Here is a 19,568-nt window from a genome sequence, read left to right as displayed (position 1 = left end):
CGAAGAGGGTCTGGCCGGCGACAACGTCGGTCTGCTGATGCGCGGTATCGCCAAGGAAGAGATCGAGCGCGGTCAGGTCCTGGCCAAGCCCGGTTCGATCAAGCCCCACACCAAGTTCAAGGGCGAAGTCTACGTCCTGACCAAGGAAGAGGGCGGCCGTCACACCCCCTTCTTCCCCGGCTACAAGCCCCAGTTCTACGTCCGGACCACCGACGTCACCGGTTCGATCGTCCTGCCTGCGGGCGTTGAGATGGTCATGCCCGGCGACAACATCCAGATGGAGATCGAGCTGATCACCCCCATCGCGATCGAGGAAGGCATGCGCTTCGCGATCCGTGAGGGCGGCCGCACCGTCGGCGCTGGCGTCGTCGCCAGCATCATGGGCTAAGCCACGGGTTTCTAAAGAATCCAACGAAAGGGGAGCCGCAAGGCTCCCCTTTCGCTTTGCGCGTTTTTGGGGTGGCGTCTTCCTTTTGGCGGCCAATCACGCTATTATCGTCTGTTAACCGGGGTCCACACAGGCGTGGCTCGGTGAAGGAAAGGAAAAACGCATGTCCGAATACGCCCGGCGCCTCCCCAAAGCCGAACTCCACGTCCACCTCGAAGGCGCCATCCGCCCTGAGACTCTTCTCAAGCTCGCCGAGCGCCACGGCATCGCCCTGCCCGCTCACGACCTCGAAGGGGTCCGGGACTTCTATCGCTTCCGCGACTTCCTCCACTTCATCGACGTCTACACCACCATCTGCAAGTGCCTCAGGACCCCCGAGGACTTCTACCTGGTGACCAAGGAGTTCCTCGCTTACCAGGCGAGCCTCAACGTGAAGTACTGCGAGACCTTCTTCGCGCCCGGCCACTTCATCAAGCAGAACGCGGACCTCGGGGCGATCGTGGATGCCATTACCCAGGCGCGCAAGGAAGCCGCCCGCGACATGGGCGTGCGGATGGAGCTCATCGCCGACATCTCGCGCGAGATGGGCGCCGAGTTCGGCGTGCGGATCGCTCAGGAAATGGTGCGGATCAAGGACCGGGGCGTCATGGGCCTCGGCATCGGTGGGGCCGAGGCCGAGTTCCCGGCCGAGTGGTTCGAGGAGGCCTTCCGCCTCGGCCGCGAGGCGGGGATGCCCGTGGTGGCCCACGCCGGTGAGGCCGCCGGCCCCGAGAGCGTCTGGAACGCCCTCAACGTCCTCAAGGCCCAGCGCATCGGCCACGGCGTGCGCTCCATCGAGGATCCCGCCCTCATCGCGCACTTGCGCGACAACCAGATCCCGCTCGAGGTCTGCCCCACGAGCAACACCTGCATCGGCATCTACCCCGACTACGCTTCGCACCCGCTGCGCAAGCTGGTCGACGCGGGCTGCCTGGTGACCCTCAACTCGGACGATCCCCCCATGTTCGAGACCGACCTGGTGCGGGAGTACGACGTGGCCATGACCGAGTTCGGCCTGTCGCGCGACCAGATCGAGCAGATCGTCCTGAACGGCATCCGGGCCTCGTTCCTGCCCGAGGCGGACAAGAAGGCTTACCTCGCGAGCTTCGAGGCTGAGCTTGCGGCGCTGCGCGTCGAGCCCCAGGCCGTTTAAGAGAAAAAACCTTGCCGAGTGCCGCCATGTACCTCTTCGCCCTGGCGTCCATCGCCGGGGCGCTCGCCGTCGCCCTCGCGCGGAACACGGTCCTAGCCGCCGCGGCGCTGATGGGCACGGTGGGGGCGAGCGCCGTGCTGTTCTGGCTGTGGCAGGCCCCGTGGCTTGCCGCCGCTCAGCTCTTCGGCTTCGGCGCGCTGGTGGGCGGCGTTTTTCACGTGGCCTACTGGCAGAGCCAGGCCCAGGTGAAGGCGGGGCCGTCGGATCGCAGGCTTTACTGGGCCTCGCTGGTGCTACTGCTTTGCTTGATCCTCCTCGTTCGGGTGTTGGCCGGCTCCGAGTGGGGCGCTCTGCTGCTCGCACAGCCGCTCTCCTTCGGGCTCGGGCATGCCCTGGGGCTCGGAGCCGCCTTGCTTTCGATCGGGCTCTACGGGGCGGTGATCCAACGCGACGGGATTCGCGCCTGGATGTCGCTCGAAGTCGCCCTGGTCGCCGCCGTCCTCAACCTCGTGGCCTTCGGGCACTTCCTGCACCCTCAGGCAGCGGGCGAGGGCAGCCTCGTCTTGTCGGTCATGGGGCTCGGCGTGGCGCAGGCGCTGGTCGGCATGGTCCTCTTGCGGGCGCTCTTCGTCCGGCGCGAGACCGTGGACCTCGAGGCCTTCGACGAGGTGAAGGGATAAGCCATGACGAACGGGGCACGCCAGCGGCTCGCCGAGGCCTTGGAGCGGGTCGAGCGGGACTGGATCGGGGGCGCGTACGCGGCCCTCGCGTTGCTGGTCCTCACCATCGCTGAAGCCATCAAGCTCGGTGCCGGGGGCAAGGTTCAGACGAGCCTGCTGATGGCGCTCGGGTGCCTCGTGGCCTTCGGGATCTGGTACATCCTGCGGGTGCCCGATTCGATCGCGGGAGTCTTCCGGCTTTTCGGGCAATTGCTCGGTCTTCGGACCTAGAAAGCGCGGCCGGTTCATGTCTGCTCTGTTGCCTCTTTCCGTGCTGCTGCCCCTGCTTGGGGCGATCGCGATCCTCCTGCAACCCGCGAGCCGCAGCCGCCTGCTTGCGCTCTTCACGACGGCCCTGGCCCTCGTGCTGTCGCTTGCGGTCGCGATGCCGTTCGATCCGCGTGGGGGCTGGCAAGCCCTCTCGCAGGCGGACTGGCTGCCTTCCTTGGGGATCGGCTTTAGGTTCGGGCTGGACGGTCTTGGTCTTCACTTCGCGCTCTTGACCAGCGTGGTGGCTTTCGCGTCGGCAGCGGTCGCCTGGCGGGCCCAGAAGGGCGACAAGCTCGAAATGGCCATGCTGCTCTTCGTCCAGGCGGGGGCAGGCCTCGCCTATGCGGGGCGGGACCTCTTCCTGTTCGTGGCGGGCTGGCAGGTGGCCCTTACCGCCCTGGCGACGTGTCTGGCCGCCTATGCGCCGACCGGCACGTCGAGCAAGCTCCGCTTGTTCACGGGGATCGCCTCGGCCCTTTCCCTCTCGGCGCTGCTCGTCCTGTACCTGCTGAACGGCTCGGCCGCGGACGTGGTCCTGTTGCAGCAGAACCACCCGGCGGCGGTGGCCCCCATGGAGATGCAGCGCGTCATCTTCGGCGTCCTGGCCGCAGGCTTTGCCCTCCAGATGCCGCTCGTTCCCTTTCACCCATGGCTGCTCGATGCGCTCGAGGACCTGCCGGCACCGCTCGCTGCCATGCTGGCGGGCGTCGTGGCGCCCCTCGGCGTCTTCGGCCTGATCCGCTTCGGCCTGGCCGTTATGCCGGGGCCCGCGCAGGCGCTCTCGCCGGTGCTCGTCTTCCTCGGCTTGGTTTCGCTGCTGTACGGTCTCTGGGGAGCGCTCGCCGCCTCGGGGCGTCGGCGGATGGCTTGTGTTTTGCTCGCAGCGGTCGGCGCGTTGGTGGTGGGCCTTGGGGTGATGCAGCTCGTGACCATCAAGCTGGCGCTCTTGCTGCTCGCGGCAATCGGCATTGGCCTGCCCGCCTGGGTCTTGGCGGCCGAGGCGCGTCCGACGAATGCTCGCTTGGCGCCTCTGGCTGTAGGGGTGGGCCTCGCGGCAGTCCTCTGGCCCCTCATGACGGCGGGCGTTCTGGACGGCTTTGCGGCAAGCTTGGCGCCGCTCATCGGGTTGTAGGGGGCGCGTGACCGTGTTTGATTTTCGCTTGCTGTTCCCCGATGCCGTGGTGTTCGCCTTGCTCCTCGGCAGCCTGCTCGGCTGGCGCTTGCCTAAGGTTCGCGCCGGCATCGGCTTGATTACCTGCTACGGTCTGATTGCCGCGGCGGGCCTTCAACTCGGTAACTTGTTCACGGCGACGGGGGAAGCCAGCCGTGGCGGCTGGCTCATGCTCGATGGCTACGCGGGGCTCGTGCGGCTCGTGATCCTGGTGGCGAGCGCGGCCGTGGCTGCCTTGGCGGGTGATCACCTTCAGGCCCACCCGGCGCGCGCGCGTTTCTACACTTGGCTCTTGCTCGCTACCTCGGGAGCACTCGTCTTGCCGGCGGCGGCCGACTGGGCCGTGCTCGCCCTCTCTCTGGAAGTCATGGCGATCGGAGCGTCGCTCTTGATCGGCTGGGATCGTTCCTCGCAGGGCAGCCTGGAGAGCCGCCTTCGCGCGGAGGCGGCCTTCAAGTCCTACATGCCGAGCGCGGCGGCGACGATCCTGCTCTTGTTCGGGGTGTCCTGGCTCTTCGGCCTGACCGGCACCATTACCCTGGCCGAGACGGGCGGCAAGCTGCTCGACCTGGGCACCACCACCCATCCCCCGATGCTGCTGGCGGTGCTCTTGGTGCTCGGCGGCTTGAGCTGCAAGGCCCTGCTCGTGCCCTTCCAGGCCTGGGTGATGGATGCGAGCGAAGGAAGCACGCCTGCGGCCCTCGCCTTCGCCCTCACGGTGCCGGTGGTTTCGACCTTCGCCGTGCTGGCGCGGGTGCTGCCCGGCGCCCTGATGATGGCGCGCGACCTCTGGGCCCCCGCCCTCGTGCTCATGGCGTTGGTGGCGATGGGGCTGGGTAGCTTGCATGCGATCGCCCAGGCTCGCATGACCCGCATGATGGCGGGGGCTGCGATCGCGCAGGCGGGATTTCTCGCTCTCGCCCTCATCGCCTGCGCCCACCCCGACGCCGCCCCCGAGGCCCGCTCGGGGCTGCTCGTGGCCCTTGCGGCCTACGCGGCCTCGACCCTGGGGGCCTTCGCCGCGATCGCGGCCCTCGCCGAGGGAACGGGCGAGACCTCGGTCGTGGCCTACCGGGGCCTGGCGCGTCGTCACCCGTGGCTGGTGGGTGCTCTTGCCCTTTGCTTGCTGAGCCTCTGCGGCCTGCCGCCCTTGGCGGGCTTCTGGGGCAAGGTGCTCGTCTTCAAGGCCGTGATCGGCTACGCCTACCTGTCCCAGGCCTACGCCTTGGTCTGGCTCGTGGTCGTCGCGGCCCTCCAATCCGCGTTGGCGGCGTATTATTACATGCGGGCCCCGCGCCTCTCGCTCGAAAAGGTCGCGCCGACCCTTCCCGCCTTCGAGGTGCGGCCGGCGGCGATCGCCGTCGCGGCGGGGGCCGTCGCCCTGCTCGTTCTCTTCTTCCTCGTGCCCGACGCCCTGTGGCAGCTCGCTCTCAAGGCCTAGCCCGGCTTTTGACCCAGGAGGTCCCGATGATCACCCAAGACACCGTCCACCACGTGGCCAAGCTCGCGCGCCTCGAACTGGAGCCTGCCGAGGAGGCGATGTTCACCGAGCAACTGGGCGCCATCCTCGGCTACGTGGAGCAGCTCCAGGAGCTGGACACCACCGGCGTGGCCCCCACGGCCCATCCGCTGCCGCTGCGCAACGTGACCCGCGGCGACGTGCTCGCCCCCAGCCTGACGCAGGCCGAGGTCCTCCAGAACGCCCCTGCTGCCGAGCAGGGCATGTTCCGCGTTCCCAAGATTCTTAGCGAGTAAGTCATGACTCATCCTGCTCATATCGTGGTGGTAGGCGCCGGCGGCGCCGGCATGATGGCGGCGATCGCCGCCGCGCGCGCCGGAGCCTCGGTCACCTTGCTCGAGAAGACCAAGCGTGTCGGCTACAAGATCATCATCTCCGGCAAGGGGCGCTGCAATATCACCAACGCCGAGCCCAGCGTCAAGGAGCTGGTCCAGCACTACCCGGGCGGCGGTCGCTTCCTGTGGAGCCTGCTGTCGCGCTTCGACACCCAGGACGCGGTGCGCTTCTTCGAGGACCTCGGGGTCAAGACCAAGCGCGATCGCGGCGGCCGGATCTTCCCGGATTCGGACAAGTCCACCGACGTGGTCGAGGCCCTGCAGCGCGAGATGATTCGCCTCGGCGTCACCCTCAGGCTCGAAGCTCCCGGCAAGGCGATCCGCACGGAGGACGGCCGGGTGACGGGCATCGAGTTGCAATCGGGCGAGGTCGTCCCAGCGGACGCCCTGATCATCACGGTCGGGGGTCAGTCCTTCCCCGGCACCGGCTCGACCGGCGACGGCTACACCATGGCCCGCGAGACCGGCCACCAGGTGGTCGATCCCTTCCCCGCCTTGGTCCCCCTCAAGGTCGCGGGCGTCAAGGAGCTGGCCGACCTGGAGCTGCGAAACGTCAAGGCGACGGTCGTCGCGGACGGCAAGGCCACGCTCGATCGCCAGGGCGAGATGCGCTTCGCCCACTTTGGTCTGACGGGCCCCATCATCCTGTACCTGAGCCGCCATGCGGTGCTTGCTCAGAAGCAGGGCAAGAAGGTCGAGATCCACCTGAACTTGAAGCCGGCGCTCACCCGCGAGCAGCTGGACGCGGGCCTGCGCCGGGACTGGGAGGCCGCCCCCCGGGCGACGCTCGCCGAGGCCATGAAGGAGCGTCTGCCCGAGCGCTTGATCCCCTTCTTCCTCCAGGCGGCAGGAGCCGAAGCCACCAAGCGCGTTTCGGAAGTGACCCGCCAGGAGCGCAACCGGATCCTCGATACCTTCCAGCGCTGGGTCTTCCCCGTGATCTGCGCGCTCTCGAAGGAAGTGGCCGAGGTGACGGCCGGCGGGGTGGATCTCAAGCAGGTCGATGGCAAGACCATGGAGTCCAAGCTGGTCAAGGGGCTGTACTGGGCCGGTGAGGTCCTGGACGTGGATGGCTACATCGGGGGCTACAACCTCCAGGCCGCCTGGTCCACGGGCTGGGCCGCAGGCCTTGCGGCTGCGCGTCAGGTACTTTCCCCCGAGGATCCTGAGCAGGTCTTGATCAGCGTCACCCGTTAGGGCCCGAGGCTACTCCTCTTCCGGATTTTTCCGCCTGCCGCCCAGGGCTGAAGGCAGTCCCGGCTGCTCTGCCTGCCAGAGGACCTCGGCGTCGGCCTCGGGGCCCGGGGTGTCCGGGCTCTCCTTGTGGCCCGCATCGGCGATGTCCCACGGCATGCTCGCGGCGAAAATCCCGGTCTTGATCGGCACTTCGGCGCCTTCGCCTTCGCGCTCGTAGGGCAGGCGCACCTCTTGTGGCGGCGGCGACTTGGGCTTGCGCCCGAACGGCGGGTTCTTCAGCCGATCGCTTCGCGCCTTCAGGGGTGGGAAGGGGATGTCGAGGGGGGAGGGCTCCCAGGCACCCACCGGCTCCGCATGCTTGAAGAGATCCTCGTAGCGGGCCTCGATATCCTCGCTGAGGGTCGGCGGGGTGTAGGGGGGCTGTGCGTGGATCTCCTCGCGCGATAGCCTGAACACCTTGACGGCGCCCCGGTCCTCGTTCAGGTCGAGGGCGGCGACGTGGATCAGGATGTGGCGGCCGTCGCCGAGCCGGACGCCGATCAGGCGAATCACTTTCTCCTCGGTTTCCACCACCAGATCCACCACGGTCCCCGTCAAGAGATCGTCGCGGTCATGGACCGCCCATCCCAGCATGTCTGGGGAGCCGGGGGCCATCACGAAGTCCGGTAGCTCGCGCATCGTCCTCAGCGCCATGGTTGGCCTCGCTTTCCTGCGCGGCCGCCGGGCGTCGCTCGTGCCGATAGGCCGCGGGAACACTGTAAAAGTGCGAAATCCGAGCGTCAACGCCAGGATGCGCCTTGTTCGAGCGGGGTATGACCTGCTTGCATCTTTGAGGCCTTCCCGGCAAAATGGAAGTTCCTATCGGCGTGATAGGTTCTTGCGAAGAAGAGGTTAAGATGCGGCTCGACAAGTGGCTCAAGCTCTCGCGGGTCATCAAGCGGCGCACCGTGGCCAACGAGGTTTGTGACCAGGGCCGGGTGACGATCAACGGTCGTCCCGCCAAGGCCGCGGCTGACGTGAAGCCTGGCGATCGCCTCGAGATCCAGTTCGGGGGCAAGACCCTCAAGCTCGAGATCCTGCTGGTGCCCAGCACCCCGGTCGCCGCCAAGAGCGCCTCGGAGCTCTACCGCCTCGAAGGCGACGTCGCCGCCATCGACTAAGGCCCTTCTTCCACCGCCCCCCGCACGACAGAGGACACGACACCAACATGACCAGCACCTTGATCGAAGACATCTACGCACGCGAGATCCTGGATTCGCGGGGCAACCCCACCGTCGAAGTCGACGTGGTGCTGACCGGGGGCGCCTCGGGTCGCGCGGCCGTGCCCTCGGGCGCCTCGACCGGCGCCCACGAGGCCGTCGAGCTGCGTGACACGAACGAGCCCAGCCGCTACGACGGCAAGGGCGTGCTGCGCGCCGTGGACAACGTCAACGAAGTCATCGCCAACGAGCTCGCCGGCATGGACGCCATGGACCAGATCGAGATCGACGAGGCCATGATCCAGATCGACGGCACCCGCAACAAGGCCAAGCTCGGCGCCAACGCCATCCTCGGCGTGAGCATGGCGATCGCCAAGGCCTCGGCCAACGCGACCGGCCTGCCCCTCTACCGCTACATGGGCGGCATGGGCGCTCGCACCCTGCCCGTGCCGATGATGAACATCCTCAACGGCGGCGCTCACGCCGACAACCCCATCGACATCCAGGAGTTCATGATCATGCCCGTGGGCGCCGCCTCGTTCGCCGAGGCCCTGCGCACCGGCACCGAGATCTTCCACCAGCTCAAGAAGGTCCTGCGCCGCCGCGGCCTCAACACCGCCGTCGGCGACGAGGGCGGCTTCGCCCCCATGATCAAGACCGCCGAAGAGGCCCTGGACCTCATCGTCGAGGCCATCTCCCAGGCGGGCTACTCGGCCGGCGGCGACGTGCTGCTCGCGCTCGACGTGGCCTCCACTGAGTTCTACAAGGACGGCGTCTACCGCTTCGAGGGCGAGGGTGTCAACCGCAGCCGCGAGCAGATGGTCGATTACCTCGCGGGCCTCTGCGATCGCTACCCCATCATCTCGATCGAAGACGGCATGGCCGAGGACGACTGGGATGGCTGGCGCCTTCTCACCGAGCGTCTGGGCGAGCGCGTCCAGCTGGTCGGTGACGACCTGTTCGTGACCAACCCCGATCGCCTCTCGCGCGGCATCGCCGAAGGCATCGCCAACGCCATCCTCGTCAAGGTCAACCAGATCGGCACCCTGACCGAGACCCTCACCACCATCGAGATGGCCAAGCGCGCCGGTTACGGCGTCGTCATCAGCCACCGCTCGGGTGAGACCGAGGACACCACCCTCGCGGACCTCGCGGTCGCCACCAACGCCGGCCAGATCAAGACGGGTTCGGCCTCGCGCTCGGACCGTATCGCCAAGTACAACCAGCTCCTGCGCATCGAAGAAGAGCTCGGCGAAGGAGCCGTCTATCCCGGTCGCGAAGCCTTCTACAACCTCGGCTAAGCGGACGCAAGACCAGTGGTCGGCCCCCGATTCAGCGAGTGGGCCGACCGCTACGTTAGGAAACAAATGGAAGCACGAAAGAGTACCAAGATCGTCGCCACCCTCGGTCCTGCCTCGAGCAGCGACGAGGTGGTCCGCCGCCTGATCGAGGCCGGGGTGGACGTGTTCCGCCTCAACTTCTCGCACGGCACCCACGAGACCCACCTGGCGAACATCGAGCGGGTCCGCCGCATCTCCAAGGAGATGGATCGGCACGTCGCCCTGTTGCAGGACATCCAGGGTCCCAAGATCCGCGTCGGCGAGATCAAGGGCGGCCAGGTGACCCTCATCCCGGGCCAGACCTTCATCCTGACCACCCAGCCCCTCGAGGGCAACGAGCAGATGGCGTCGGTCTCGTACGAGCGCCTCACCGAGGACATCGAGCCCGGTAAGCGCATCCTCCTGGATGACGGCCTGCTCGAGCTGCAGGTGGTCGAGGTCAAGCCCGAGATGCTCGTCACCCGCGTGATGGTCGGCGGCCCCCTCAAGCCGCGCAAGGGCGTCAACTTCCCCGGCAGCCCCCTCAAGATCTCGGTCCTGACCGACAAGGATCGCCGGGACCTGGCCTTCGGCGCCCAGCAGGGCGTCGACCTGGTCGCGGCCTCCTTCGTCCAGCAGGCCTCCGACGTGCTCGAGGTCAAGGACTGCCTCGCCAAGTTCGGCACCCGCACCCCGGTCATCGCCAAGATCGAGCGCCGTGAGGCCGTCCAGGCCCTCAACGAGATCATCGCGGTCGCCGACGGGGTCATGGTCGCCCGTGGCGATCTGGGCGTCGAGATCCCGGTCGAGGACGTGCCCCTGGTCCAGAAGCAGATCATCAAGATCTGCAACCTGGAGGGCAAGCCCGTCATCACGGCCACCCAGATGCTCGACTCGATGATCCACAACCCGCGCCCCACCCGCGCCGAGGCCTCGGACGTGGCGAACGCCATCCTCGACGGCACCGACGCGGTCATGCTCTCCAACGAGACGGCGGCCGGCTCGTATCCGCTCGAAGCGGTCGAGACCATGGCCCGCATCGCCCTGCAGGTCGAGCGGAACGTGCGCCCCACCGAGCGTCCTGAACTCGAAGAGGAGTACGCGCGCCCGGTGCAGGATGCGATCGCCCACGCCGCGACCCGCATGGTGCCCGAGCTCAACGCCTCGGCCATCATCACGGCGACCTTCTCGGGCTCGAGTGCGCGTCACGTCTCCAAGTACCGCCCCAACTGTCCGATCATCGCGGCCTCCTGCAACGAGGAAGTCTGCCGGCAGATGGCCCTGGTCTGGGGCGTGGTGCCCATGCTCATCGCCGAGAACGACAACACCGAGTCGCTCTTCAGCGAGGCGGTCGATTGCGCCAAGGAGATGGGGATCCTCGCCCCCGGGGACCTCGCGATCATGGTCGCCGGCGTCCCCATGGGCCAGGCCGGCACCACCAACTCGATCAAGGTCGAGGTCATCACCAGCATCATCACCCGCGGCATGGGCCTCGGCCAGCGGCCGATCAGCGGGATCGCCCGCGTCGCCCAGTCCCCCCGCGAGGCCATGGCCAAGCTCGAAGCCGGCGACATCCTGATCACCCATCAGACCGACGCTGAGTGGACGCCTGCTATGGAGCGCGCGAGCGCCACGGTGGTGCGCGCGGGCGGCCTGACGAGCCACGCCGCCATCGTCTCGCTGGAACTCGGCAAGCCCGTCATCCTGGGCACCGAGGACCTGGACAAGATCCACGACGGCATGGTCATCACCCTCGACCCGGTCCGGGGCCTGGTGCTCAAGGGTCAGGTCAAGATCTAGGGCCCGTCGTGCTCGTTATGTTAGACTAGGAACCGCCACCCATCGCCCTCTTGCCGGGGGCGATGGATCTGCTTTTCAGAGGAGAATGCAATGACGCTTTCCGCCAACCCTCGTACCCCCGTTTCGGGCGAGAGCCTCGAAACCCGCATCGCCAACGATATCGTCCAGGTGGTCGAGGCCGCGGCCCTTGCCTCCGGTCGTCTGATGGGCCAGGGTGACAACCACGCGGCCGACCAGGCAGCCACCGAGGCCATGCGCGAGACCCTCAACCGGCTCGACCTGTGCGGCACCATCGTGATCGGCGAGGGCGAGCGCGACGAGGCGCCGATGCTCTACATCGGCGAGAAGGTCGGCACCTGGCGCGAAGGCGCTTGCGAGATCGACATCGCGGTCGATCCCCTCGAAGGCACCAACCTGGTGGCCAAGGGCCTGCCCAACTCCATCGCGGTCATGGCGGTCTCCGAGAAGAACGGTCTGTTCTACGCTCCCGATACCTACATGGAGAAGCTGATCGTCGGTCCTGCCGCCGCTGGCAAGGTGGACATCACCGCTCCGGTCAAGACCAACCTCGCGATCCTGGCCATGGCCCTCAAGCGCGAGATCAGCGACCTGACCATCGTCATCCTGGACCGTGAGCGTCACCAGGGCCTGATCGAGGAAGTCCGCGCCGCGGGCGCGCGCATCCGCCTGATCGGCGACGGCGACGTCTGCGCGGCGATCTCGGCGGCGGTCCGCGGCACCGCGGTCCACGCGGTCATGGGCATCGGCGGCGCTCCCGAAGGGGTGCTCGCGGCTGCGGCCATGAAGTGCCTGGGCGGCGAGATCCAGGCCCGGATCAAGCCCCGTAACGAGCAGGAAGCCGAGCGCTGCCGCGCCATGGGCATCGACCTCGACAAGGTCTACTTCACCGAAGACCTGGCCCCCGGCAAGGAGATCATCTTCGCCGCCACCGGCATCACCGAGGGCGACATCCTGCACGGTGTTCGCTACTACGGCGCCGGCCACCGCACCTACTCGCTGGTCATGGGCGCTTCGACCCGCACGATCCGCTTCATCGACACCGTCCACCAGACGGACAAGAACACCGCGGTCGCGCTCGAGCGCTTCTAAGCCTCGAATCGATACCGGAATAGCCGCAGGGGCCGCCCGTTTGGGCGGCCCCTTGCGTGCTATCATGGGGCCATGAGGTTTCTGTTCTTCATTGCCGCCCGTCATCTTTTGGCTCGCTGGCGCCAGACGGTCATGCTCATCCTGAGCGTCTCGGTCGGCGTGGCAATCCTGACGACCGCCCTCTCGCTGACCAACGGCTTCGAGGCCGACCTGGTGGACCGCATCCTCGGCACCACCCCGCACGTGGCGGTCACCGACGCACTGACGGGCATGGTCAAGGACTACCCGCGCCTTCAAGAGGAGATCAAGCCCCAGCCCCACGTCAAGAACGTCCTGCCGTTCATCAACGGCCAGGCCCTCTTGACCCGCTCGGGCTTCTCGTCGGGGGTCCTGGTGCGCGGCATCGACCCCGCCCAGGAGAAGGACAACCCCGACTGGACCAAGTACGTCCTCAAGGGCGACCTCGCGCCCCGCGGGAACCTGCCAGGCATCATGCTGGGCAGCGAGCTCGCCAAGAAGCTCGGCGCCAAGAGCGGTGATCGCTTGCTCTTGGTCAGCGGCCTCGCTTCCAAGCAGCCGGTGGTCGTGACGGGGCTCTACCAGGCGGGACTCTACGAGTACGACGCGCACGTGGCCTACCTGGATCTGCGCGTCGCCCAGCAGGTATTTGGTCTCGGCGACAGCGTGACGGGCCTCTCGATTCGCCTCGACGACGTCTTCGCGGCCCCCGAGGTGGCCTCCGAGCTGCAGCGCACGGTGCCCTACAGCGTGCGCTCGTGGACGGTCAACAACAGCAGCTTGCTCGGGGCCCTGGCCCTGGAGAAGCGGGTGATCTTCCTGGTCACCATGTTCATCATCATCGTCGCGACCATGGGTATCGCCAACACCCTCGCCATGTGGGTGCTCGAGCAAAGCCGCGAGATCGCGATCCTGCGCGCGCTCGGATCGAGCGGGGTCACCATGGGCCGCATGGTGGTCATGGAGGGGGCCGTCGTCGGCGTCCTGGGGGTCGCCCTGGGCCTCGCGGCGGGCGTCGGCCTCTCGCTGGCGCTGGGGAGCTTCCCTTTGGCCTTGCCTTCGGACGTCTACTACATCGATCGCCTGCCCGTGCGGATGGAGCCCCTCGACTTCGCCTTGACGGCCGTTGCCGCCTTGGGGGTGGCCCTCATGGCCTGCCTCTTGCCCGCGCGCCGCGCCATCAAGCTGGATCCGATCGAGGTGATCCGGCGTGCGTGAGGCCATCGGCCGGGATTTGTCTGGCAAGCTAGACATGGCGAGCAAATCTTCGTATCATTTGGGTGGTGAGGTTTAGGAAACTTGATGTTTTTCGCTCGCCGCATCCCTGTGTCCGTCCGGAGCGCCTTCTGGGGCGCGATCGCCATGGCGCTGATCGCAAGCTCTGGTTGCGCAGCGCTCTTCGGGCGTGCCAAGGCCCCTGAGGCCGAGGCGCCGCAGCAAGGGACGGGGCTTGCGATCGTCGAGTTCGTGGACCTGACCGGGCAGGACGTCGCCAAGCCCATCTCCCGGGCTTTCTGGGAGGAGACGCGCCAGAGCGTCGAAGGGGTCCTCGCCGCGCCGCCGATTTCGCGGCCCGGGCCGAGGCTCGCCGTCAGCTGGCTCAAGGGTCAGGCGACGGCGCTCGGGGTCCGGGCCTTTCTCACCGGGACGATCAGCGGGTATCGGGTGCAGGCGAGCCAAGGGCGCGTCTGGGTTTCGATGACGGTCAAGGTCGTCGCAGCGGACACGGGCAAGATCCTGTGGACCAAGCGACTGGTCGGGACCGAACCGCTCGATCCGAGTCATCCGCAGGCGGCCGCCTTCGAGCGGGCCGCCCGATCTGTAGCAAGGGAGTTTGCACATGACTACGCGCCCTAACCTCCTCGGTGCCGTGCTGGCTGCGACGACGGTCGCCACCATCGGTTTCTCGGCCCCGGCTCAGGCCGTGCCCCTGATCGGCATCGGAGCCTCGGCCGGCGCCCACATCGGCTACCTGAGCGGCGACAAGCAGGGCGCGTCCATCTCGGGTCCCGCGTTCGAGTTGGACGGCAACGTGGACGCCTTCGGCTTCGACGTGGCGGGGAACCTCATCAGCCGCCTGGGCAGCGACGAGATGCTCGCCGAGGTCGGTCTGCGCAAGGAGCTCTCCTTCATCCCGATGATCTCCCTCAAGCCCGGCATTTTCTACCAGGGCCAGAGCCTCTTCTCGCCGACCTTCGACCACGGCGCCGGCGCCCGCGTCGATCTGGGCCTCTCGCCCATCCTTTCGCCCCTGACCTTCGAGGGCAGCGTCGGCGTGAGCTACCCGCTCTCGTATCAGCACGCAATCGCCTCCTACATGCTGGGCGCGAACCTTTCGCTCATCCCGATGACCAGCATCGGTGTCCGCTATCGCGGCTACCGCGATCTCGCCGTAACGAGCGACATCAGCGTCATGGAGCTAGGTTTACGGGTGAGCATTTAGGTGCTATGCTGGTTCTTAATGAAGATAAGCAACGCTTCATTGACGCCCCGTGCCTTCCTTCATTGCAATCCTTTGATAACGCCCGTCGACTAGCGCGTTAGGAGTGACGATTCGAAATGGATAAGGAAAAGATTCTCGTTGTCGATGATGAGGCAAGCATCCGCCAGATCGTGGAGACCCGCCTCAAGTTGGCCGGCTACGAGGTGATCACCGCAGCGGACGGCGTCGAAGCCCTCGAAAAGGCTGCGGCCCACAACCCCGACCTGATCGTCCTGGACATCATGATGCCCAAGATCGACGGGTTCGAGGTCTGCCGCGAGCTCCGCAAGAACATGATGACCCCCATCATCATGCTCACCGCCAAGGGCGACATCACCGACCGCATCGCGGCCCTCGAGCTCGGCGCCGACGACTACGTGGTCAAGCCCTTCTCCCCGCGTGAGCTGGAGGCCCGCATCAAGGCGGTCCTGCGCCGCACCCACACCGACGTCGCCAAGCAGGCCACCATCAAGGTGGACAAGCTCTTGATCGACACCGGCAAGCGCCAGGTCCTCAAGGAAGGCAAGAAGGTCAAGCTGACCGAGATGGAGTTCAACCTCCTCGAGCTGCTCGCGACCAACCCGGGCCGCGCCTACTCCCGTTCCGAGATCCTGCACCAGGTCTGGGGTTACCGCCTGAGCCAGTACTCGGACACCCGCGTGGTCGACGTCCACATCTCGCGCCTGCGCTCCAAGCTCGAGGACGATCCCAGCTCGCCCGAGCTCATCCTCACGGCGCGCGGCACGGGCTACATGTTCGCCCACTACACCCCGCAGCCGGTCGAAGCCACGACCACGGCCTAAGCTCATAATTCCCCGCGGCGGGTGGACCTTCGTCCACCTGCCGCGTTTTCGTTGGAGGGTCTTCCCCATGCCCCGCAAGCCCATCATGCTCGAGACCCCGCGCCTTTTCCTGCGCGAGATGACCCTCGAGGACGTGGATCCTCTCTTCGAGGTCTTCGGGGATCCGGTCGCCATGCGCTACTTTCCGGCCCCCTACACCCGCGAGCAGCTCGAAGCGAGCATCGCCCGCAACCAGGAGCGCTACCGGACCCTGGGCTTCGGGCTGTGGACCGCGATCGCCAAGGACACCCATGCCGTCGTGGGGGACTGCGGGCCGACGATCCAGACCGTCGAGGGGCGCGACGAGCTCGAGATCGGCTACCACTTCCTGCCCGCCTACCAGGGGCGCGGCTACGCGACGGAGGCGGCAGCGGCCTGTCTCGCCTGGGGCTTCGAACATACCGGCTACGAGCGGATTATCTCGATGATGGTCGTGAGCCATGGCGCCTCGCGCCGGGTCGCCGAGAAGATCCACACCCGTTACCTGGGCGAGTTCGAGCGAGTGAGTTTGCCCCATTGCTACTACGGGACGACTCGCGCCGAATATAGCGCTCGCTAGCAGCTACCAGGCGGGGATAAGGGCAGGGCGACCCAGAAGAGGCTGCCCTTTCCGGGGATGCTGCGCACCCCGATGCGCCCATGGTGCGCCTCGACGATCGCCTTGCTGATGCTCAGCCCGAGGCCGATCCCGCCGACGCTCCGGGTCGAGCTCATATCCACCTGGGTGAAGGGCTGGAACAGTAGCGCGTGCTGCTCGGGGGTGATGCCGATCCCGCTGTCGGCGATGCTCAGGACGAGCCACTTCTTGCCTGCACGCGCCCGGACCGCAACGCTCCCGCCCGCTGGCGTGAACTTGATCGCGTTATCCACCAGCTTCCCGATCACCTGCGCGACTCGCTTCGAATCGGCCCAGAGGCAGGGCAGATCGGCAGGCACGTCCCAGCTCAGCCGGAGCTGCTTCTCGGTGGCCGGGGCGCGGTATGCCTCGACGGCTCCCGCGATCAGCGGGCTCGCAGGCACCGGCGAGGGCTCGACCAGGAACTTGCCGGCTCGGATGCTGCTCATGTCCAGCATGTCGTTGACCAGTCCGATGAGCACGTCGGATGCCCCCAGGATCTTCTTGATGAAGGCGTGCTGCTCGGCGTTGAGCGGCCCGGCCACTTCGTCGTCCAGGAGGCTTCCGAAACCGGTGACGCACTGGATCGGAGTGCGCAGCTCGTGGGAGAGGACGCTCAGGAACTGATCCTTGAGGGTGGAGAGGTGTTGGAGCTCTTCGATCCGCTGGCGCTGGAGACGCTCGACTGCGACGCGCTCGGTGGCTTCGCTGGCGAGGCTCAGGATCCCGAGCTGCGTTCCGCTTGCATCGCGGATCGGTACGTAGCTGAGGTCCCAGTGGGTCGTCACCGCCCCATCGCCCAGCCGGATGGGCAGGGCCTGTGCGTGGAACGGCTCGTCCGATTCGAGCACCCGCTTCAGGAGCGGCACCACCGTCCGAGCACCTTCGCCGAGGACCGCTTCGACGCGCCGCCCGAGGATTCGTTCGGCAGGCAGGCCGATCAGGCGTGAATGGGCGGGGTTGTTCCAGCGGTAGGTCAGATCGCGGTCGAGGAAGGCGATGGCGGCCGGCATGTGGGTGATGAGCCGCTCCAGCAGCTCCTTCTGCTCGGCGAGCGCGAGCTCGGCATTCTTGCGCTCGGTCACATCCCGGATGACGGCGAGCACGAACCGGCGTTTCCCGATGCGGCTGGGGATCGGGCTCAGGGAGAGCTCGAGGTAGAACTCGCGGCCCGACTGATGCCGCCCTGGCAGCTCCAAGGCGCGATTGGAGTCGATGAGGCGACCATGGCCCGTCTCGCGGAAGTGGCGCATGCCCGCGAGGTGCACGGCCTTGTAACGCTCGGGCATCAAGAGGGTGACGGGCTGTCCGATCGCTTCTTCGGCGGAGTAGCCGAACAGGTCTTCGGCCACGCGGTTCAAGAGCACGATGCGATCGCTCTCCACGTCGGCGACCACGATGGCATCCCGGATGTGGTCGAAGAGCAGCCCGATGCCGAGGTCCTGCATTCTGACACGCTCCGATCCCGCTGCGGCGGGAGGGCGCTTGTCGTCTCGCTTTGGGCCTCGGCTCATGGTTGCATCCCTGCTTTTCGCATGACCTGCAAGCGGGGTCCGAAGGCATGATACGCCTGGGAGGTCGAGGCTGCTACAGCCAAGCTGGTGAGGCTCCAAGCGACGAAGCCACCCGGCATCGGGTGGCTTCGTGAAGGGGCTGGGTTAGACGGTCGCGCCGTCCAGCGGTGCGGTGCGGTCGTTGCGGCGATCGCGGGCGAAGTTCGAGCCCTCGATGCCCTTGGCGTACTTCTTGACCTCGGCGGCGAGGCTCGAAAGCTCGAGGAAGTCCTTGATGTCGCGGGCCTCGTTGGTGACCAGGGCGATGGAGAGCGAGCAGAGCGGGAACTGCTGCTTCTGGCCGCGGCGATCGACCGAGAGGATGTAGCCGCGCTCGCGGTCCTCGGCCGGGTACAGCTCGGGGATCTCGGCGTCGAAGATCCGGATGATCTCGCGCGCGAGGCGCTCGGCCACCTTGGGGTGGGTGACGACGATGAAGTCGTCGCCGCCGATGTGGCCGATGAAGTCGCCGGGGTGGTCGACCATCTGAACGGCCTGCTGCAGAACCGAGGCGCACAGCCGGATGACCTGGTCGCCCTGCTCGAAGCCGAACTTGTCGTTGTAGGCCTTGAAGTTGTCCAGGTCGGTGTAGAGGATGGCGAGCTGCTCGCCCGAAGAGAGCCGGCCCTGCACCTCGGCCTGGATCGAGACGTTGCCGGGTAGCTTGGTGAGCGGGTTCGCGTTCTGGTCGTGCTGCTTCATGACGGCCAGCGACTCGCTCATCTTGTTGAAGGCCTGGGCGAGCTGCTCCAGCTCGTCGCCGGTATCGACCGCGACGCGCTTGCTGAGATCCCCCTGGGCGATCGCGGTGGCCTGGGCCACCAGTTCGCGGATGGGGTTGGTGATGGTGCGCGACAGGGCGGTGGCGACCAGCGAGGCGAGGATGGCGCCCGCGAGCGCCAGGCAGAGAATCGAGAACTGGGTCTGGCGGGCGGCCGACTGCATGGGGGCCTGGGGCTCGCCGATGAAGAGCAGCCCGACGAACTCGCCGTAGTCGCCGAAGAGGGGGGCGAACGCGCCCAGGTACTCGTCCTTGCCGAAGCGGACGACCTGCTTGGAGACCTTGCCCGTCTCGCGGACCTGGTGGACGACTGCGAGGGGCAGCTCGCCCTTGAGACGGGCGCTGCCGTCGGTGCGGATGGTCTGGGCGAGCCAGTGGCTGATGCGCGAGTTGCCGCCGGCGATGCCGACTTCGAGGCCCGTGATGCCCTGGATCTGGTCCACGAAGGCCCGGTCGAGCCACGAGCCGACCATGACGGCGCCCACGACGCGATCGCCGACCTTCATGGGGGCGATGCCGCGGATGGCGAGGCCCTGATCGCCCATGGGCTCGACGCCCTTGACCGGCTCGTTGGCGAGCGCGAGCTGGACGCCCGCGCTGACGAGCTCGGAAACCTCCTTGGGGACGCCGCGCTCCTTGATGGGGAGGCCGTTGGCGTCGAAGACGCGGACGATGCGGTTCTTGGGCAAGAGGTCGAGGAGGTCGTCGATGGCTGCATTGGCGCCGCCGCTCCCCGCGTTGGCCGCAGCCCCCGAGGTCACGAAGCGCAGGGCCTTGGGGTTGCTCGCGACCATCTGGGCCGAGGCGAGCGCGTCCTGCGCGAAGTAGTCGAAGGTGTGGAGGGTGACGGCCACGTCGTTGTCGAGGCGCTTGCTGGCTTCGGACTTGAGGCCCTTGGAGGTCATGACCGAGGCGACCAGCGCGACCAGCACCAGCAACGACAAGCAGACCAGGGTGAAGACCCCGGCCAGCTTGACGGCGATGTTGACACGCATGGTTGATCGCATGACGGACCTCCCGTAGGCGACGAGCGCTCCTTTACTTATTGTAGCCGGAT

20 protein-coding genes are annotated in these 19,568 nt (G+C 67.0%); 17 read left to right on the top strand and 3 right to left on the bottom strand.

The genetic code is table 11. The features are described 5' to 3' along the window. From tuf to J7643_05470, 8 genes are all read left to right on the top strand, one after another. Positions 1 to 388: elongation factor Tu (tuf, locus tag J7643_05505; GenBank protein MBO9540036.1), on the top strand; the 388-nt coding region annotated here is incomplete at its 5' end. A gap of 163 nt (positions 389 to 551) precedes the next feature. Then, positions 552 to 1,580: an adenosine deaminase gene (gene add / locus J7643_05500; protein MBO9540035.1), complete on the top strand. Its 1,029-nt coding sequence runs from the start codon at positions 552 to 554 to the stop codon at positions 1,578 to 1,580. Positions 1,581 to 1,591: 11 nt separating this feature from the next. Beyond that, positions 1,592 to 2,260 carry an NADH-quinone oxidoreductase subunit K gene (locus tag J7643_05495; GenBank protein MBO9540034.1) on the top strand — a complete coding sequence of 223 codons (669 nt, stop codon included), beginning with the start codon at positions 1,592 to 1,594 and terminating at the stop codon, positions 2,258 to 2,260. A gap of 3 nt (positions 2,261 to 2,263) precedes the next feature. Next, positions 2,264 to 2,530 carry a hypothetical protein gene (locus J7643_05490; GenBank protein ID MBO9540033.1) on the top strand — a complete coding sequence of 89 codons (267 nt, stop codon included), beginning with the start codon at positions 2,264 to 2,266 and terminating at the stop codon, positions 2,528 to 2,530. A gap of 16 nt (positions 2,531 to 2,546) precedes the next feature. Then, on the top strand, positions 2,547 to 3,701 hold the full coding sequence (locus J7643_05485) for a hypothetical protein (protein ID MBO9540032.1): 1,155 nt from the start codon (positions 2,547 to 2,549) through the stop codon (positions 3,699 to 3,701). 13 nt (positions 3,702 to 3,714) lie between these two features. Continuing rightward, positions 3,715 to 5,181, top strand: a complete 1,467-nt coding sequence (locus J7643_05480; protein ID MBO9540031.1) for a hypothetical protein — start codon at positions 3,715 to 3,717, stop codon at positions 5,179 to 5,181. 26 nt (positions 5,182 to 5,207) lie between these two features. Further along, a complete protein-coding gene (gene gatC / locus J7643_05475; protein ID MBO9540030.1) occupies positions 5,208 to 5,495 on the top strand; it encodes an Asp-tRNA(Asn)/Glu-tRNA(Gln) amidotransferase subunit GatC in 288 nt (95 codons plus the stop codon). 3 nt (positions 5,496 to 5,498) lie between these two features. Further along, complete coding sequence (locus J7643_05470; GenBank protein MBO9540029.1) at positions 5,499 to 6,791, top strand: aminoacetone oxidase family FAD-binding enzyme; 1,293 nt, start codon at positions 5,499 to 5,501, stop codon at positions 6,789 to 6,791. Between the two features lie 9 nt (positions 6,792 to 6,800). Here J7643_05470 and J7643_05465 read toward each other — a convergent pair whose 3' ends face one another. Beyond that, on the bottom strand, positions 6,801 to 7,484 hold the full coding sequence (locus J7643_05465; protein ID MBO9540028.1) for a hypothetical protein: 684 nt from the start codon (positions 7,482 to 7,484) through the stop codon (positions 6,801 to 6,803). A gap of 203 nt (positions 7,485 to 7,687) precedes the next feature. Between J7643_05465 and J7643_05460 the strand changes: the two genes are divergently transcribed. The 9 genes from J7643_05460 (at position 7,688) to J7643_05420 (ending at position 16,120) form a co-directional block, all read left to right on the top strand. Continuing rightward, a complete protein-coding gene (locus tag J7643_05460; protein MBO9540027.1) occupies positions 7,688 to 7,951 on the top strand; it encodes an RNA-binding S4 domain-containing protein in 264 nt (87 codons plus the stop codon). Positions 7,952 to 7,998: 47 nt separating this feature from the next. Beyond that, the gene (gene eno, locus J7643_05455; protein MBO9540026.1) at positions 7,999 to 9,291 is read left to right on the top strand and encodes a phosphopyruvate hydratase; all 1,293 of its coding nucleotides are present in this window, start codon (positions 7,999 to 8,001) and stop codon (positions 9,289 to 9,291) included. Positions 9,292 to 9,357: 66 nt separating this feature from the next. Then, a complete protein-coding gene (gene pyk / locus J7643_05450; GenBank protein ID MBO9540025.1) occupies positions 9,358 to 11,109 on the top strand; it encodes a pyruvate kinase in 1,752 nt (583 codons plus the stop codon). Positions 11,110 to 11,199: 90 nt separating this feature from the next. Beyond that, positions 11,200 to 12,219, top strand: coding sequence for a class II fructose-bisphosphatase (gene glpX / locus J7643_05445; protein MBO9540024.1), 1,020 nt, complete (start codon positions 11,200 to 11,202; stop codon positions 12,217 to 12,219). 72 nt (positions 12,220 to 12,291) lie between these two features. Beyond that, positions 12,292 to 13,455 (top strand): ABC transporter permease, encoded by a 1,164-nt coding sequence (locus tag J7643_05440; GenBank protein ID MBO9540023.1) that lies wholly within the window; start codon positions 12,292 to 12,294, stop codon positions 13,453 to 13,455. A gap of 84 nt (positions 13,456 to 13,539) precedes the next feature. Next, positions 13,540 to 14,094, top strand: coding sequence for a hypothetical protein (locus J7643_05435; GenBank protein ID MBO9540022.1), 555 nt, complete (start codon positions 13,540 to 13,542; stop codon positions 14,092 to 14,094). Continuing rightward, complete coding sequence (locus J7643_05430; protein MBO9540021.1) at positions 14,078 to 14,680, top strand: hypothetical protein; 603 nt, start codon at positions 14,078 to 14,080, stop codon at positions 14,678 to 14,680. The genes J7643_05435 and J7643_05430 overlap by 17 nt, the downstream gene beginning before the upstream one ends. A gap of 116 nt (positions 14,681 to 14,796) precedes the next feature. Then, positions 14,797 to 15,522: a response regulator gene (locus J7643_05425; protein MBO9540020.1), complete on the top strand. Its 726-nt coding sequence runs from the start codon at positions 14,797 to 14,799 to the stop codon at positions 15,520 to 15,522. A 67-nt stretch (positions 15,523 to 15,589) separates the two neighbouring features. Beyond that, complete coding sequence (locus J7643_05420) at positions 15,590 to 16,120, top strand: GNAT family N-acetyltransferase (protein MBO9540019.1); 531 nt, start codon at positions 15,590 to 15,592, stop codon at positions 16,118 to 16,120. Here the strand turns inward: J7643_05420 and J7643_05415 are convergent. Beyond that, complete coding sequence (locus tag J7643_05415; GenBank protein ID MBO9540018.1) at positions 16,117 to 17,625, bottom strand: PAS domain S-box protein; 1,509 nt, start codon at positions 17,623 to 17,625, stop codon at positions 16,117 to 16,119. The genes J7643_05420 and J7643_05415 overlap by 4 nt on opposite strands. A 210-nt stretch (positions 17,626 to 17,835) precedes the next feature. After that, complete coding sequence (locus J7643_05410; GenBank protein MBO9540017.1) at positions 17,836 to 19,518, bottom strand: HAMP domain-containing protein; 1,683 nt, start codon at positions 19,516 to 19,518, stop codon at positions 17,836 to 17,838. Positions 19,519 to 19,568: the final 50 nt, after the last annotated feature.

This window comes from bacterium (assembly GCA_017744355.1).
GTDB lineage: Bacteria > Cyanobacteriota > Sericytochromatia > S15B-MN24 > UBA4093 > JAGIBK01.
The sequence above is the reverse complement of the archived record's forward strand: the minus strand, read 5'-3'. Positions and strand labels throughout refer to the sequence as shown.

What these genes read in the sequence shown, in the direction of transcription:
- add (MBO9540035.1), top strand. Translation starts at nt 552, where the DNA reads ATGTCCGAATACGCCCGGCGCCTCCCCAAAGCCGAACTCCACGTCCAC.
- J7643_05490 (MBO9540033.1), top strand. Translation starts at nt 2,264, where the DNA reads ATGACGAACGGGGCACGCCAGCGGCTCGCCGAGGCCTTGGAGCGGGTC.
- J7643_05485 (MBO9540032.1), top strand. Translation starts at nt 2,547, where the DNA reads ATGTCTGCTCTGTTGCCTCTTTCCGTGCTGCTGCCCCTGCTTGGGGCG.
- gatC (MBO9540030.1), top strand. Translation starts at nt 5,208, where the DNA reads ATGATCACCCAAGACACCGTCCACCACGTGGCCAAGCTCGCGCGCCTC.
- J7643_05470 (MBO9540029.1), top strand. Translation starts at nt 5,499, where the DNA reads ATGACTCATCCTGCTCATATCGTGGTGGTAGGCGCCGGCGGCGCCGGC.
- J7643_05465 (MBO9540028.1), bottom strand. Translation starts at nt 7,484, where the DNA reads ATGGCGCTGAGGACGATGCGCGAGCTACCGGACTTCGTGATGGCCCCC.
- J7643_05460 (MBO9540027.1), top strand. Translation starts at nt 7,688, where the DNA reads ATGCGGCTCGACAAGTGGCTCAAGCTCTCGCGGGTCATCAAGCGGCGC.
- eno (MBO9540026.1), top strand. Translation starts at nt 7,999, where the DNA reads ATGACCAGCACCTTGATCGAAGACATCTACGCACGCGAGATCCTGGAT.
- pyk (MBO9540025.1), top strand. Translation starts at nt 9,358, where the DNA reads ATGGAAGCACGAAAGAGTACCAAGATCGTCGCCACCCTCGGTCCTGCC.
- glpX (MBO9540024.1), top strand. Translation starts at nt 11,200, where the DNA reads ATGACGCTTTCCGCCAACCCTCGTACCCCCGTTTCGGGCGAGAGCCTC.
- J7643_05440 (MBO9540023.1), top strand. Translation starts at nt 12,292, where the DNA reads ATGAGGTTTCTGTTCTTCATTGCCGCCCGTCATCTTTTGGCTCGCTGG.
- J7643_05435 (MBO9540022.1), top strand. Translation starts at nt 13,540, where the DNA reads ATGTTTTTCGCTCGCCGCATCCCTGTGTCCGTCCGGAGCGCCTTCTGG.
- J7643_05430 (MBO9540021.1), top strand. Translation starts at nt 14,078, where the DNA reads ATGACTACGCGCCCTAACCTCCTCGGTGCCGTGCTGGCTGCGACGACG.
- J7643_05425 (MBO9540020.1), top strand. Translation starts at nt 14,797, where the DNA reads ATGGATAAGGAAAAGATTCTCGTTGTCGATGATGAGGCAAGCATCCGC.
- J7643_05420 (MBO9540019.1), top strand. Translation starts at nt 15,590, where the DNA reads ATGCCCCGCAAGCCCATCATGCTCGAGACCCCGCGCCTTTTCCTGCGC.
- J7643_05415 (MBO9540018.1), bottom strand. Translation starts at nt 17,625, where the DNA reads ATGCAGGACCTCGGCATCGGGCTGCTCTTCGACCACATCCGGGATGCC.
- J7643_05410 (MBO9540017.1), bottom strand. Translation starts at nt 19,518, where the DNA reads ATGCGATCAACCATGCGTGTCAACATCGCCGTCAAGCTGGCCGGGGTC.